Consider the following 15,605-nt stretch of genomic DNA (forward strand, 5'->3'; position numbering starts at 1 on the left):
GCCGGTGTGGTTGCCAAGATCACCGAGTAATCGGTGCCCAGGGTGGCAGGTTCGCCTGCCACCCTGTTTGTTTTTTAGAGTTACAGGCCAGTAGTTCAATTGGTAGAGCACCGGTCTCCAAAACCGGCTGTTGGGGGTTCGAGTCCCTCCTGGCCTGCCAATTTCTGCCAAGACTGCCTCAGGGTGGTGGGGTTCATCGCTGATGAGTGAGAAAGTAGAAGGGCGTTCCGGCTCCTCCGCGCTTGAAGCGGTTAAATGGCTGCTGGTTGTCGCACTGGTAGCGGCGGCCGTTGTCGGTAACAGCTATTTCTCTGACCAGCCGACCCTCTATCGGGTTATCGGCGTTGCGGCCGTGGCGCTGCTGGCGATTTTTGTGGCTCTGCAGACCGAGCAGGGCAAGGCATTCAATCAGTTGCGCAAGGACTCCATGGTGGAGATGCGCAAGGTGGTTTGGCCAAGCCGTCAGGAGGCGCTGCAGACCACGCTGATCGTGCTGGTGTTCGTTGTCATTGTGGCCCTGCTGCTGTTCCTGCTGGATTGGATTCTCGGCGGGTTGATGTCCTGGGTTATCGGCTAAGGGGTAGAGCATGGCAAAGCGCTGGTATGTGGTACATGCCTATTCAGGATTCGAGAAGCACGTAAAACGCGCCCTGGAAGAGCGCGTTAAATTGCGTTCTATGGAGGAGTATTTTGGCGAAATCCTGGTGCCCACCGAAGAAGTGGTGGAAATCAAGGGTGGTCAAAAGCGCAAATCCGAGCGCAAATTCTTCCCGGGGTACGTGCTGGTGCAGATGGAGATGTGTGATGACTCCTGGCACCTGGTCAAGGAAACCCCGAAGGTGATGGGCTTTATCGGTGAAGATCCGAAGAATCCGGGTCGCGTTTCTCCGATTACCCAGAAAGAGGCGGATGCCATCCTGCGTCGCATGGACGATGCAGTAGAGAAGCCCAAGCCCAAGACCCTGTTCGAAGCCGGTGAAGTGGTGCGCGTTAACGACGGGCCTTTTGCCGACTTCAATGGCGTGATCGAAGAAGTCAATTACGAGAAGAGCCGCCTGCAGGTGGCAGTAATGATCTTTGGCCGGTCCACGCCGGTAGAGCTGGAGTTCGGTCAGGTCGAAAAGACCTGATCCTTTCCAGCACATTGCATTACGGTGCCCTGGTCGCCTTTGGTGGCCGGGGTTTTCTGACAACCTGAGGGGAGCCTGACAACAGGCGCTTGCACCCAAGGAGTCTAAAATGGCGAAGAAAGTACAAGCCTACATCAAGCTGCAGGTTGCAGCGGGTCAGGCTAACCCGTCCCCGCCGGTGGGTCCCGCTCTGGGCCAGCACGGTGTGAACATCATGGAGTTCTGTAAGGCGTTCAACGCCCAGACCCAGCAGCTGGATGCCGGCGCGCCGGTTCCGGTAGTGATCACCGTTTACAACGACCGCTCCTTTACCTTCACCATGAAGACGCCGCCGGCGTCCTACCTGCTGAAGAAAGCGGCCGGTATCAAGAGCGGCTCCGGTGAGCCGAACACCAAGAAAGTGGGCAAGGTGACCCGTGCTCAGCTGGAAGAGATCGCCAAGGCCAAGGAGCCGGATCTGACTGCCGCTGACCTGGACGCCGCCGTGCGCACTATCGCGGGTTCTGCCCGTTCCATGGGCCTGGATGTGGAGGGTTAAATCATGGCGAAACTGTCCAAGCGTACCCGCGCCATCCGGGAAAAGATCGAAGCTGGCAAGATGTATCAGGTAGAGGAAGCGGTTGCTCTACTGAATGAACTGTCCGGCGTGAAATTCAAAGAGTCCGTGGACGTGGCGGTAAACCTGGGTGTTGACCCGCGTAAATCCGACCAGAACGTTCGTGGTGCTTCTGTGCTGCCGCACGGTACCGGTAAAACCGTTCGTGTAGCGGTGTTTGCCCAGGGTGCCAAGGCTGAGGAAGCCAAGGAAGCCGGTGCTGACGTGGTTGGTTTTGACGATCTGGCCGAGCAGGTTCAGGGCGGCGAAATCAACTTCGACGTGGTGATCGCCTCTCCGGACGCCATGCGCGTTGTCGGCAAGCTGGGCACCATTCTCGGTCCGCGCGGTCTGATGCCTAACCCGAAGGTTGGCACCGTGACCCCGGACGTGGCCCAGGCAGTCAAGAATGCCAAGGGTGGCCAGGTGCGTTACCGCACCGACAAGGGCGGTATCATCCACTGCACCGTCGGCCAGGTGGGTTTCGATACCAACGCCATCAAGGAAAACGTGGAAGCGCTGCTGGCTGACCTGAAGAAAGCCAAGCCGTCTTCTGCCAAGGGCACTTACTTCAAGAAAGTAACCCTGTCCACCACCATGGGTCCCGGTCTGTCCATCGATCCGGCATCCCTGGCGATGTAATTCGGCTCCCGTCCGCTTGCGGGCGGGGCCAAAAGGGCTTTGATCCCGGCGTTTCTCAATGGCGCATGTCGCTGTGAGCGTCGTCGGGGCGTCAAAGACCGCAGGTTTTCGGTGTGTTTTGGAGTCTGCCTTCATGAGGCAAGTAAGCCGCCGGAATTAAGGGGTAACCGCCTGCGCAGGCGCGGTAGTTGTTTCCTGAATTGCTCAGGTTGTGGCTCCGCGATACGGCCGGGAAACCGGCCATAGGCGACCGCCTCGAAATCAGAATGCAGTCGATTTCGACGGTTAATGTTTGTGAATCCAGGAGGTACATCATGCCTTTAAATCTGGAGGACAAACGGGCGATTGTTGCTTCGGTCAATGCTGTTGCTACTGAAGCGCTGTCTGCTGTGGTTGCTGACTATCGTGGTCTCACTGTTTCTCAGATGACTGAGTTGCGTAGTAAGGCCCGTGAAACCGGTGTGTACCTGAAAGTAGTACGGAACACGCTGGCGAAGTTCGCCGTGAAGGACACTGAATACGAGTGCCTGAACGACGCACTGGTCGGCCCCACGGTTTTGGCTTTTTCCCAGGATGATCCGGGCGCTGCCGCTCGTCTCATCAAGGACTTTGCCAAGGACCATGACGCGCTGGAAGTGAAGGCTCTGGCTGTGGGTGGTGTGGCTTATGGCCCGCAGGATATCGATATCCTGGCCAAGCTGCCGACTCGCGACGAAGCGATTTCTCAGCTCATGTCCGTTATGCAGGCCCCGGTGGCCAAGTTTGTTCGTACTCTCAACGAGGTACCTGGCAAATTTGTTCGCACCGTTGCCGCAGTGAAGGACCAGAAACAGGAAGCCGCCTGATAGTCAGGCTGGCATAACTACCCGATCTAATCGGATCGCCCGTACGGTGATTTTAGGAGATTGAAAATGGCCGTTTCCAAAGAAGATATCCTCAGCGCTATCGCTGATATGAGTGTTATGGACCTCGTTGAACTGATCGAGGCCATGGAAGAGAAGTTCGGCGTAACCGCCGCTGCCGCCGTTGCTGCGGCTCCCGCTGCCGCTGGTGGCGAAGCTGCCGCTGCCGAAGAGAAGACCGACTTTGATGTCGTTCTGACCGGTTTCGGCGACAAGAAAGTTGGCGTGATCAAGGCTGTCCGTGAAGTAACCGGCCTGGGTCTGAAAGAAGCCAAAGAGCTCGTTGAAGGTGCACCTGCTCCTGTTAAGGAAGGCGCCTCCAAGGACGAAGCCGAAGAGATCAAGAAAAAGATCGAAGAGGCTGGCGGTACCGTCGAGCTCAAGTAAGCGCATTAGCGCAAAGTCTTTCCAAGATAACGCGGAAAGACGCCGGCTGGCAGCTTGAGGGCTGCCAGCCTTTTGTCGTTTCTGTATGAGGGGTTTCATACAGGAATATCACCCAAGGGTGATAGGTCAACAGCTGAGGAACGCAGATGGCATACTCATTCACTGAGAAAAAGCGGATCCGCAAAGATTTCGGCAAGCTTCCGAAGGTCATGGAGGTTCCGTATCTTCTGGCCATACAGCTTGATTCTTACCGCAAATTCCTGCAGCAAGACAAAAGTGCGGAAGAGCGTCTGGACTCCGGTCTGGAGGCCGCTTTCCGGTCGGTATTCCCGATTTCGAGTTATTCCGGGAATGCGGCACTGGAGTATGCCGGCTACGAGTTCGGCAAGCCTGTTTTTGATGTCAAAGAGTGCATCATTCGTGGTACCACCTATGCCGCGCCGCTGCGCGTGCGCATTCGCCTTGTGATCTACGACAAGGAGTCCAGTGGTGCCATCAAGGATATTCGTGAACAACAGGTCTACATGGGTGAAATTCCCCTGATGACCGAAAACGGTACCTTTGTGATCAATGGTACCGAGCGTGTAATCGTGTCCCAGCTGCACCGGTCTCCCGGTGTCTTCTTTGACCACGACAAGGGCAAGACCCACTCCTCCGGCAAGCTGCTCTATTCTGCCCGGGTGATTCCCTACCGTGGTTCCTGGCTCGATTTCGAGTTCGATCCCAAAGACCTGGTCTATGTGCGGATCGACCGTCGCCGCAAACTGCCGGCGACCATCCTGCTGCGTGCGTTGGGTTATACCTCCGACGAGGTGTTGGAGATGTTCTTCGACACCAACGAGATTGCAGTGGAAGACGGCCTCTACCGGATGAAGCTGGTGCCGGAGCGTCTGCGTGGTGAAACCGCGACCTTCGATATCCTGGCTGACGGTGATGTCGTGGTGGAGCGTGGCCGCCGTATTACCGCACGTCACATCCGCCAGTTGGAAAAAGCCAACATCGAATACCTGGAAATCCCTGCCGAATACCTGCAGGGCAAGTACCTGGCCAAGTCCGTGATTGATCAGGACACCGGCGAGATCCTGGTGGAATGTAACACCGAGCTCACCGCCGAGACCCTGGAAAAACTGGAAAAGGCCGGTATCAGCGACTTCGAAACGCTGTACACCAACGACCTGGACAACGGCCCGTTCATGGCCGATACCCTGCGTGCTGACCCGACCCGTACGCCGCTGGAGGCCCTGGTCGAGATCTACCGCATGATGCGTCCGGGCGAGCCGCCCACCAAGGAAGCGGCGGAAAATCTGTTCAAGAACCTGTTCTTCACCGACGAGCGCTACGACCTGTCCGGCGTGGGCCGCATGAAGTTCAACCGCCGTCTGGGTCGTGAAGACGAAACCGGCCCGGGCATCCTCTATGACGGCCGCTACTTCAGCGCCCGTACCGACGAGGAAGGCAAGCAGTACTTCGAGCAGATGGGTGAGGAAACCTCCGACATCATCGAGGTACTCAAGACCCTGGTGGATATCCGCAACGGTAATGGCGTGGTCGATGACATTGACCACCTGGGTAACCGTCGTGTGCGTTCCGTGGGTGAAATGGCCGAGAACCAGTTCCGTGTGGGTCTGGTCCGTGTTGAGCGCGCCGTCAAGGAGCGTCTGAGCCTGGCCGAATCCGAAGGCCTGATGCCGCAGGATCTGATCAACGCCAAACCGGTGGCCGCTGCCGTGAAAGAGTTCTTCGGCTCTTCCCAGCTGTCCCAGTTCATGGACCAGAACAACCCGCTGTCCGAGATTACCCACAAGCGTCGTGTTTCGGCGTTGGGCCCGGGCGGTCTGACCCGTGAGCGTGCCGGCTTCGAGGTTCGTGACGTGCACCCAACCCACTACGGTCGTGTATGTCCGATCGAGACCCCTGAAGGTCCGAACATCGGTCTGATCAACTCCCTGGCCACCTATGCCCGCGCCAACGAGTACGGTTTCCTGGAATCCCCGTACCGCAAGGTGATCGACGGCAAGGTGACCGACGAGATCGAATACCTGTCCGCCATCGAGGAAGCCGAGTGCGTGATCGCACAGGTGGATGCCAAGATGAACGATGACGGCAGCTTCGAGGAAGACTTCGTCACCGTGCGTCACCGTTACGAATTTACCGTGATGGAGCGCGACACCATTACCCATATGGATGTGTCGCCCCGTCAGGTGGTGTCCGTGGCGGCGTCGCTGATCCCGTTCCTGGAGCACGATGATGCGAACCGTGCTCTGATGGGTTCCAACATGCAGCGCCAGGCGGTGCCGACCCTGCGTGCCGACAAGCCGCTGGTAGGTACCGGCTTCGAGCGTCACGTGGCGCGCGATTCCGGCGTCTGTGTGGTGGCCACCCGTGGCGGTATCGTCGACAAGGTGGATGCGTCGCGGATCATCGTGAAAGTGAACGATGATGAAGTGAACGAGGGTGAGGCCGGTGTTGATATCTATAACCTGACCAAATACACCCGTTCCAACCAGAACACCTGCATCAACCAGCGTCCGTTGGTGAAAGTGGGTGACCGGGTTGCCGCCCGCGACATCATGGCCGACGGCCCGTCCGTGGACATGGGCGAACTGGCCCTGGGCCAGAACATGCGCGTGGCGTTCATGCCCTGGAACGGCTACAACTTCGAGGACTCCATCCTGATTTCCGAGAAGGTGGTGAAGGAAGATCGCTTCACCTCCATCCACATTCAGGAGCTGACCGCGATTGCCCGTGACACCAAGCTGGGTCCGGAAGAAATCACCGCCGATATCCCCAACGTGGGCGAGGCGGCGCTGTCCAAGCTGGATGAGTCCGGCATCGTTTACATCGGTGCGGAAGTGGAAGCCGGTGACATTCTGGTAGGCAAGGTGACGCCGAAGGGCGAAACCCAGCTGACCCCGGAAGAGAAGCTGCTGCGTGCCATCTTTGGTGAGAAGGCGTCCGACGTGAAGGACACCTCCCTGCGTGTGTCTTCCGGTGTTAAAGGCACCGTGATTGACGTGCAGGTCTTCACCCGCGATGGCGTGGAGAAAGACGAGCGCGCCAAGCAGATCGAGCAGAGTGCTCTGGAACAGTTCCGCAAGGACCTGAAAGACGAGTACCGCATCCTCGAACAGGATATCCTCGATCGTCTGCGTAGCGTGCTGCTGGGCAAGAAGGTCAATGGCGGCGCCGGCTTCAAGCGTGGCACCGAGCTGACCGACGAGGCCCTGGACAAGCTGGATGCCGACAAGTGGTTCGAGCTGCGCCCGGCCGATGAAGACGTGGCCGAGCAGCTGGAGCGCGCCCAGCAGTATCTGGAGCAGCACAAGAAAGAGCAGGACGAGCGTTACAAGGACAAGCAGGCCAAGATCTCCGGTGGGGATGACCTGTCCCACGGCGTGCTGAAGGTGGTGAAAGTCTACCTGGCGATCAAGCGTCGCATTCAGCCCGGTGACAAGATGGCCGGCCGTCACGGTAACAAGGGTGTGATCTCCGTGATCATGCCGGAAGAAGACATGCCCTATGACGAGAATGGCGTGCCGGTGGATGTGGTGTTGAACCCGCTGGGTGTACCGTCTCGTATGAACGTGGGGCAGATTCTGGAAACCCACCTGGGCTGGGCAGCTAAAGGCCTGGGTGAGCGTATCGGTGAGATGCTGGCTCAGCAGAAGAGGATTGCCGATATCCGTAGTTTCCTGGACAAGATCTACAACAAGGCCGGTGCCGGTGGCTCTCCGGAGGATCTGGACAGCTTCACTGACGAGGAAATCCTCGATCTGGCACAGAACCTGGTTGGCGGTGTGCCCATGGCCACGGCGGTATTCGATGGCGCCAAGGAGTTCGAGATCAAGGAACTCCTGGAGCTGGCCGGTCACGACAAGTCCGGTCAGGTGCAGCTGTGGGATGGCCGTACCGGTGAGATGTTCGACCGCAAGGTGACCGTCGGCTACATGTACATGCTAAAGCTGAACCACCTGGTGGACGACAAGATGCACGCCCGCTCCACCGGTTCCTACAGCCTGGTTACCCAGCAGCCGCTGGGTGGTAAGGCACAGTTCGGTGGTCAGCGTTTCGGTGAGATGGAAGTGTGGGCCCTGGAGGCATACGGTGCCGCCTATACCCTGCAGGAAATGCTCACCGTGAAGTCCGATGATGTAAACGGCCGTACCCGCGTTTACAAGAACATCGTTGATGGTGATCACCGCATGGATCCGGGTATGCCGGAATCCTTCAACGTGTTGCTGAAGGAAATCCGTTCTCTCGGTATCAATATCGAGCTGGAAAACGACTAAGGCAGTGGGCTCCGCACGATAAGTGCGGGGCCGCTGTGTACCCGGGTTTAGGAAAGAATCTTGAGCGAAAGCTCACTACGGAGGACTGGCCTTGAAAGACTTGCTGAATCTGCTCAAAAGTCAGGGACAAGTCACGGAGTTCGACAAGATCCGCATCGCACTGGCGCCGCCGGATCTGATCCGTTCCTGGTCTTTTGGCGAAGTGAAAAAGCCGGAGACCATTAATTACCGCACCTTCAAGCCGGAGCGTGACGGTCTGTTCTGCGCGCGCATCTTCGGTCCGATCAAGGATTACGAGTGTCTGTGCGGCAAGTACAAGCGCCTCAAGCATCGTGGTGTGATCTGTGAGAAGTGTGGCGTGGAAGTCACCCTGTCCAAGGTTCGCCGTGAGCGCATGGGCCATATCGAGCTGGCCAGCCCCACCGCGCATATCTGGTTCCTGAAGTCACTGCCGTCCCGTATCGGCCTGATGCTGGACATGACCCTGCGTGATATCGAGCGGGTCCTGTACTTCGAATCGTTCGTGGTGACCGAGCCGGGCATGACCACCCTGGAGCGTGGTCAGCTGCTCACCGACGAGGAATACTTTGACGCCCTGGAAGAATTCGGCGACGAATTCGAAGCCAAGATGGGCGCCGAAGCGGTACAGCAGCTACTCATGGAGCTGGATCTTGACGAAGAGATCAAGATGTTGCGTGAGGAAGTGGAATCCACCAACTCCGATACCAAGCTCAAGAAGCTGTCCAAGCGTCTCAAGCTGATGGAAGCGTTCCGCGATTCTGGTAACGCACCGGAATGGATGATTCTCACGGTATTGCCGGTGCTGCCGCCGGACCTGCGTCCGCTGGTACCGCTGGATGGTGGCCGTTTCGCCACCTCCGACCTGAACGACCTGTATCGTCGGGTGATCAACCGGAATAACCGTCTCAAGCGTCTGCTGGACCTGAATGCCCCGGATATCATCGTGCGCAACGAGAAGCGCATGCTGCAGGAGTCCGTGGATGCGCTGCTGGATAACGGTCGTCGTGGCCGTGCCATCACCGGTTCCAACAAGCGCCCGCTGAAGTCCCTGGCCGACATGATCAAGGGCAAGCAGGGCCGTTTCCGTCAGAACCTGCTGGGCAAGCGGGTCGACTACTCCGGTCGTTCCGTGATCGTGGTAGGCCCGACGCTCAAGCTGCACGAGTGCGGTCTGCCCAAGAAAATGGCCCTGGAGCTGTTCAAGCCGTTCATCTTCGCCAAGCTGGAAGCCCGTGGTCTGGCGACCACCATCAAGGCAGCCAAGAAGATGGTCGAGCGCGAAACCGCCGAGGTGTGGGATATCCTCGCCGAAGTGATTCGCGAACACCCGGTGATGCTGAACCGGGCGCCGACCCTTCACCGTCTGGGTATCCAGGCGTTCGAACCGGTACTGATTGAAGGCAAGGCGATCCAGCTGCACCCGCTGGTGTGTGCGGCCTTTAACGCGGACTTCGACGGTGACCAGATGGCGGTGCACGTACCGCTGACCCTGGAAGCCCAGCTGGAAGCCCGTGCGCTGATGATGTCCACCAACAACATCCTGTCCCCGGCCAGCGGCGAGCCGATCATCGGCCCGACCCAGGACGTGGTTCTGGGGTTGTACTACATCAGCCGCGACAAGGTGAATGCCAAGGGTGAAGGCCGTGTCTTTGCCGACACCAAGGAAGTGATGCGCGCCCTGGGCAGCCGCGAAGTGGATATCCACGCGCGGGTCAAGGTACGTCTGCACGAAGTGGTGAAAGACCAGGAAGGCAACGTGGAAGAGCGTACCTTCATTGCCGACACCACCCCGGGCCGATGCAAGCTGTGGGATATCGTGCCGAAGGGGCTGTCCTTCGAAATGGTCAACCAGAACATGACCAAGAAGGCCATCTCCAAGCTGCTCAACACCTGCTACCGCATCCTGGGCACCAAAGAGACCTGTATCTTTGCTGACCAGCTGATGTACCTGGGTTTCCGCGAAGCCACCCTGTCCGGTTCCTCCATCGGTGTGGAAGACATGGTGATCCCGGATGCCAAGTACAAGCTGATCGCCGCCGCCGAGGAAGAAGTACGCGAGATCGAGGAGCAGTTTGCTTCCGGTCTGGTGACCCGCGGCGAACGGTACAACAAGGTGGTGGATATCTGGGCGCGTACCAACGACCAGATCGCCAAGGCGATGATGGAGAACCTGAAAGTCGAAGTGGTCAAGAACCGCGACGGCAAGGACGAGGAGCAGGGCTCCTTCAACTCCATCTTCATGATGGCCGATTCCGGGGCGCGGGGTTCCGCCGCCCAGATTCGTCAGCTGGCCGGTATGCGTGGTCTGATGGCCAAGCCGGACGGTTCCATCATCGAGACTCCCATTACCAGCAACTTCCGTGAAGGTCTGAACGTACTCCAGTACTTCATCTCTACGCACGGTGCTCGTAAGGGTCTGGCCGATACCGCTCTGAAGACCGCGAACTCCGGTTACCTGACCCGTCGTCTGGTGGACGTGGCGCAGGATCTGGTGGTTAACGAGGAAGATTGCGGTACCGAAGATGGCCTGCTGATGACACCGCTGATCGAAGGTGGTGACGTGGTTGAGCCGCTGCGCGAACGCGTCCTCGGCCGTGTGGTGGCCCGTGACGTGATGAACCCGCTGAACCAGGACGAAGTGGCGGTGGAAGCCGGCACCCTGCTGGACGAGGTCTGGGTTGAGCAGCTGGAATCCATGGGTGTGGACGAAGTGCTGGTGCGCTCGCCGATCACCTGTGCCACCCGTTGGGGTGTGTGCTCCACCTGTTACGGCCGTGACCTGGCCCGTGGCCATCAGGTCAACGTGGGTGAGGCGGTTGGTGTGATCGCGGCCCAGTCCATTGGTGAGCCGGGTACCCAGCTGACCATGCGTACCTTCCACATCGGGGGTGCGGCAAGCCGGGCGTCTGCGGTGTCCAGCATTCAGATCAAGCACGGTGGCAAGGTGCGTTTCCATAACGCCAAGCACGTGCAGCACAAGGACGGTCTGGTGATCGTTTCCCGTTCTGCCGACCTGGCGGTGGCGGATGATCTGGGTCGTGAGCGCGAGCGCTACAAGCTGCCCTACGGTGCCATGGTTACCGTCAATGAGGGCGACAGCGTGGATGGTGGTCAGGTGGTTGCCACCTGGGATCCGCACACCCACCCGATCATTGCCGAGGTGGAAGGCAAGATCCAGTTCGGGGATATGGAAGAAGGTATCTCGGTAAACTACCAGACCGACGAACTGACCGGCCTGACCAACATCGAAGTGCTGGGCTCCCAGGACCGTCCGTCCGCGGGCAAGGATCTGCGTCCGGTGGTTCGCGTAGTGGATGCCAAGGGCAAGCCGGTGTTCATGCCCAATACCGAGATGCCGGCGCAGTACTTCCTGCCCGGTGGTGCCCTGTCCGGCCTCAAGGACGGTGCCAGCATCGGTGTTGGTGACGTGATTGCGCGGATTCCGCAGGAGTCCTCCAAGACCCGTGACATCACCGGTGGTCTGCCCCGCGTGGCCGACCTGTTCGAAGCCCGGAACCCGAAAGAAGCGGCGATCCTGGCCGAGAAGACCGGTACCGTGTCCTTCGGTAAAGAGACCAAGGGCAAGGTGCGCCTGGTGATCACTCCGGATGATGGTGGCGACACCTACGAAGAGCTGATTCCCAAGTGGCGCCAGCTCAACGTGTTCGAAGGCGAGAAGGTCGAGAAGGGTGAGGTGGTATCCGATGGTCCGCTCAATCCGCACGACATTCTGCGCCTGAAGGGCGAAGCGGAACTGGCCCGTTACATTGTTAACGAGGTGCAGGAAGTGTACCGCCTGCAGGGTGTGAAGATTAACGACAAGCACATCGAAACCATCATTCGCCAGATGCTGCGCAAGGTGGAGATCACCGAAGTGGGTGAGTCCACCTTCATCAAGGGCGAGCAGGCGGAATATGCCCGTGTGATGGAAGAGATGGATCGTCTCAAGGGCGAGGACAAGATGCTGCCCCAGTTCGAGCGTCAGCTGCTGGGTATCACCAAGGCCTCCCTGGCCACCGAGTCGTTTATCTCGGCGGCCTCCTTCCAGGAAACCACCCGCGTTCTGACCGAAGCGGCGGTAACCGGCAAGGAAGACGATCTGCGCGGTCTGAAGGAAAACGTGGTAGTGGGTCGTCTGATCCCGGCCGGTACCGGTTATGCCTACCACATGGAGCGTCGCCGCCAGCGTGTTGATGCACGCGGGCCGGAAGCGCCCACCATGGACGAGGTGGAAGCCGCCCTGTCCGAGGCCCTGAGCTCCTCAGACGACTGAGGCTGCCGCGGGTAGCGGGTTTCCCGGCGTCTTGACTTGACGCCGGGGGCTCCCTAGAATCGCTGCCCCCGATAGTCGGGGCAGAAAACGGGTGACTGGCCGGTTTTGCCCGGCTTTGTCACAGAACTGTAAGCGTGGAGCATTAGTTTCATGGCAACTGTAAACCAGCTGGTGCGCAACCCGCGCAAAAGCAAGGTAGAAAAGAGCGACTCCGTAGCCCTGCAAGGCTGCCCCCAGCGTCGCGGCGTTTGCACCCGGGTGTACACCACTACCCCGAAAAAGCCGAACTCCGCACTGCGTAAAGTGTGTCGTGTGCGTCTGACCAACGGTTATGAAGTGTCTTCCTACATTGGTGGTGAAGGGCATAACCTGCAGGAGCACTCCGTGGTTCTGATCCGTGGCGGTCGTGTAAAAGACCTTCCCGGTGTTCGTTACCACACCGTTCGCGGCACTCTGGATACGGCAGGTGTGCAGGACCGCAAACAGCGTCGCTCCAAGTACGGCGCCAAGCGTCCCAAGAAGTAAGTAAACGTTACCTTTTCTGAATGCCGCAGCTTTCCGGCTGCGGAGGGATGAGTAAGGACCGGGCGCAAGCGTCCCGGAATACCCTGAAGCCTTCCCCGCCCTTAGCGGGAATGTTAGAGGAACACATCCGATGCCAAGACGTCGCGTTGTTGCCAAGCGTGAGATCCTGCCGGATCCGAAGTTTGGAAGCCAGTTGCTGGCCAAGTTCATGAACCATGTAATGGTCAGCGGTAAGAAATCCGTCTCCGAGCGTATTGTTTACGGTGCGCTGGACATCATCCAGGAGCGCAAGGGTGGTGACTCCCTGGAGATGTTCGAGAAGGCGCTGGACAATATCCGTCCGGCCGTTGAGGTGAAGAGCCGCCGTGTGGGTGGTGCTACCTACCAGGTTCCTGTTGAAGTTCGCCCCAGCCGTCGTACCGCCCTGGCCATGCGCTGGTTGGTAGACGCTGCCCGTAAGCGTGGCGAGAAGAGCATGCCTGCCCGTCTGGCCGGCGAAGTGATGGATGCCGCCGAAGGCAAAGGTGCTGCGATGAAGAAGCGTGAAGACGTGCATCGCATGGCCGAGGCCAACAAGGCCTTCTCCCACTTCCGCTTCTAAGGCAGAAGGGAAACGAGTTAAACCGGCCTGCGTTCAGGCCGGTTTTTGTATTTGAACCAGTGAATCGAGGTTAGCAGCGTGGCACGTAAGACTCCTCTCAATCGCTATCGCAATATCGGTATCTGCGCCCACGTAGACGCAGGCAAGACCACCACGACCGAGCGTATTCTTTTCTACACCGGTGTGTCTCACAAGATTGGTGAGGTGCATGACGGTGCCGCCACCATGGACTGGATGGAGCAGGAACAGGAGCGTGGTATTACCATTACCTCCGCTGCGACCACCACCTTCTGGCAGGGTATGGACCAGCAGTACGACCAGCACCGTATCAACATCATTGATACTCCCGGACACGTGGACTTTACCATTGAGGTAGAGCGTTCCCTGCGTGTACTGGATGGTGCCGTAGTGGTGTTCTGTGGTTCTTCCGGTGTGGAGCCCCAGTCCGAAACCGTATGGCGTCAGGCCAACAAGTACGAAGTTCCGCGCATCGTGTTCGTCAACAAGATGGACCGCGCCGGCGCCGACTTCGACCGCGTCTGCGACCAGATCCGTAACCGTCTGGGCGCCAAGGTTGTGCCGATTCAGTACAACATCGGTGCGGAAGACGAGTTCAAGGGTGTTGTCGACCTGATCCGGATGAAGGCTATCTTCTGGAACGAAGACGACATGGGCATGACCTACGAAGAGAAGGACATCCCGGCCGACATCCAGGACCGCTGTGAAGAGCTGCGCGAGCAAATGGCAGAAGCCGCCGCCGAAGGCTCCGAAGAGCTGATGGAGAAGTACCTGGAAAACGGCGAGCTGAGCAACGATGAAATCAAGGCCGGTCTGCGTCAGCAGGTTCTGGCCAACGAGATCGTCCTTGGCCTGTGTGGCTCCGCGTTCAAGAACAAGGGCGTACAGGCCCTGCTGGATGCGGTAGTCGAGTTCCTGCCGGCGCCGGACGAAGTAAAAGCGATCCAGGGCGTGCTGGAAGATGGCGAAACCGTCGAGTCCCGCAAGTCTTCCGACGACGAACCGTTCTCCGCGCTGGCGTTCAAGATTGCCACCGACCCGTTCGTGGGCTCTCTGACCTTCATCCGCGTCTACTCCGGCGTGCTGAACTCCGGTGACAGCGTGATGAACTCCGTGCGCCAGAAGAAAGAGCGTGTTGGCCGTCTGCTGCAGATGCACTCCAACTCCCGTGAGGAGATCAAGGAAGTGCGCGCTGGTGACATTGCCGCCTGCGTGGGTCTGAAAGACATCACCACCGGTGACACCCTGTGTGACCTGAACAAGGTGATCGTTCTCGAGCGTATGGAATTCCCGGATCCGGTAATCTCCGTTGCCGTTGAACCGAAGTCCAAGGCTGACCAGGAGAAGATGGGTCTGGCACTGGGCCGTCTGGCTCAGGAAGATCCGTCCTTCCGTGTGAAGACCGACGAAGAGTCCGGCCAGACCATCATCTCCGGCATGGGCGAGCTGCACCTGGATATCATCGTTGACCGCATGAAGCGCGAGTTCAAGGTTGAGTGTAACGTGGGTGCGCCGCAGGTAGCCTACCGTGAGACCTTCACCAAGCCGTCCGATGTGGAAGGCAAGTTCGTGAAGCAGTCCGGTGGTCGTGGTCAGTACGGTCACGTCAAGGTTCGCTTCGAGCCCATCGATCGGGACGAAGAGTTCCAGTTCGCCGAGGAAATTCACGGCGGTACCGTTCCGAAGGAATACTTCGGTGCCGTACAGAAGGGTATCGACGAGCAGCTGCAGGCCGGTGTACTGGCCGGTTACCCGATCCTGGGTGTGAAGGCGACGCTGTACGATGGTTCCTACCACGAGGTGGATTCCAACGAGAACGCCTTCCGCATGGCCGGTGCTCTGGCGGTGAAGAACGCTGCCCAGGTCGGTGGTGCCGTGCTGCTCGAGCCGATCATGAAGGTGGAAGCAGTGACCCCCGAAGACTACATGGGTGACGTGATGGGTGACCTGAACCGTCGTCGTGGTGTGGTACAGGGCATGGAAGACACCATGGCCGGCAAGGTAATCCGCGCCGAGGTTCCGCTGTCCGAGATGTTCGGTTACGCTACTGACCTGCGTTCCATGTCTCAGGGTCGCGCCAGCTACTCCATGGAGTTCCTGAAGTACGCTGAAGCACCGAAGAACATCGCTGATGAAGTCATCAGCGGCAAGAAATCTTAAATTTACGGTTAATTTGTTAAGGGTATAGAGCCGTGGCAAAGGAAAAGTTTGAACGTAATAAA

Annotated in this window: 11 protein-coding genes and 1 tRNA gene; all 12 read left to right on the top strand. The window is 58.6% G+C overall.

Features of this window, described 5'->3' with window-relative positions:
- Positions 1 to 84 precede the first annotated feature (84 nt).
- The 12 genes from A11A3_RS16515 to fusA all read left to right on the top strand — a co-directional run bounded on the left by A11A3_RS16515 (position 85) and on the right by fusA (position 15,543).
- Positions 85 to 160: transfer RNA gene (locus tag A11A3_RS16515), tRNA-Trp, on the top strand.
- 42 nt (positions 161 to 202) lie between these two features.
- On the top strand, positions 203 to 577 hold the full coding sequence (gene secE, locus A11A3_RS16520; RefSeq protein WP_008930478.1) for a preprotein translocase subunit SecE: 375 nt from the start codon (positions 203 to 205) through the stop codon (positions 575 to 577).
- A gap of 10 nt (positions 578 to 587) precedes the next feature.
- Positions 588 to 1,130, top strand: a complete 543-nt coding sequence (gene nusG / locus A11A3_RS16525) for a transcription termination/antitermination protein NusG (RefSeq protein WP_008930479.1) — start codon at positions 588 to 590, stop codon at positions 1,128 to 1,130.
- Positions 1,131 to 1,239: 109 nt separating this feature from the next.
- Positions 1,240 to 1,668 (top strand): 50S ribosomal protein L11, encoded by a 429-nt coding sequence (gene rplK / locus A11A3_RS16530; protein WP_008930480.1) that lies wholly within the window; start codon positions 1,240 to 1,242, stop codon positions 1,666 to 1,668.
- Positions 1,669 to 1,671: 3 nt separating this feature from the next.
- Positions 1,672 to 2,367 (top strand): 50S ribosomal protein L1, encoded by a 696-nt coding sequence (gene rplA / locus A11A3_RS16535; protein WP_008930481.1) that lies wholly within the window; start codon positions 1,672 to 1,674, stop codon positions 2,365 to 2,367.
- 314 nt (positions 2,368 to 2,681) lie between these two features.
- Positions 2,682 to 3,212, top strand: a complete 531-nt coding sequence (gene rplJ / locus A11A3_RS16540; protein WP_008930482.1) for a 50S ribosomal protein L10 — start codon at positions 2,682 to 2,684, stop codon at positions 3,210 to 3,212.
- Between the two features lie 66 nt (positions 3,213 to 3,278).
- Positions 3,279 to 3,656 carry a 50S ribosomal protein L7/L12 gene (rplL, locus tag A11A3_RS16545; RefSeq protein ID WP_008930484.1) on the top strand — a complete coding sequence of 126 codons (378 nt, stop codon included), beginning with the start codon at positions 3,279 to 3,281 and terminating at the stop codon, positions 3,654 to 3,656.
- A gap of 146 nt (positions 3,657 to 3,802) precedes the next feature.
- Positions 3,803 to 7,945: a DNA-directed RNA polymerase subunit beta gene (gene rpoB, locus A11A3_RS16550; protein ID WP_008930485.1), complete on the top strand. Its 4,143-nt coding sequence runs from the start codon at positions 3,803 to 3,805 to the stop codon at positions 7,943 to 7,945.
- Between the two features lie 91 nt (positions 7,946 to 8,036).
- Positions 8,037 to 12,239 carry a DNA-directed RNA polymerase subunit beta' gene (gene rpoC, locus A11A3_RS16555; protein ID WP_008930486.1) on the top strand — a complete coding sequence of 1,401 codons (4,203 nt, stop codon included), beginning with the start codon at positions 8,037 to 8,039 and terminating at the stop codon, positions 12,237 to 12,239.
- 150 nt (positions 12,240 to 12,389) lie between these two features.
- Positions 12,390 to 12,764, top strand: a complete 375-nt coding sequence (rpsL, locus tag A11A3_RS16560; protein ID WP_008930487.1) for a 30S ribosomal protein S12 — start codon at positions 12,390 to 12,392, stop codon at positions 12,762 to 12,764.
- A gap of 130 nt (positions 12,765 to 12,894) precedes the next feature.
- On the top strand, positions 12,895 to 13,365 hold the full coding sequence (gene rpsG / locus A11A3_RS16565; RefSeq protein WP_008930488.1) for a 30S ribosomal protein S7: 471 nt from the start codon (positions 12,895 to 12,897) through the stop codon (positions 13,363 to 13,365).
- Between the two features lie 78 nt (positions 13,366 to 13,443).
- Positions 13,444 to 15,543: an elongation factor G gene (fusA, locus tag A11A3_RS16570; protein ID WP_008930489.1), complete on the top strand. Its 2,100-nt coding sequence runs from the start codon at positions 13,444 to 13,446 to the stop codon at positions 15,541 to 15,543.
- Positions 15,544 to 15,605: the final 62 nt, after the last annotated feature.

This window comes from Alcanivorax hongdengensis A-11-3 (assembly GCF_000300995.1).
In the GTDB taxonomy this organism is placed as follows: Bacteria; Pseudomonadota; Gammaproteobacteria; order Pseudomonadales; family Alcanivoracaceae; genus Alcanivorax; species Alcanivorax hongdengensis.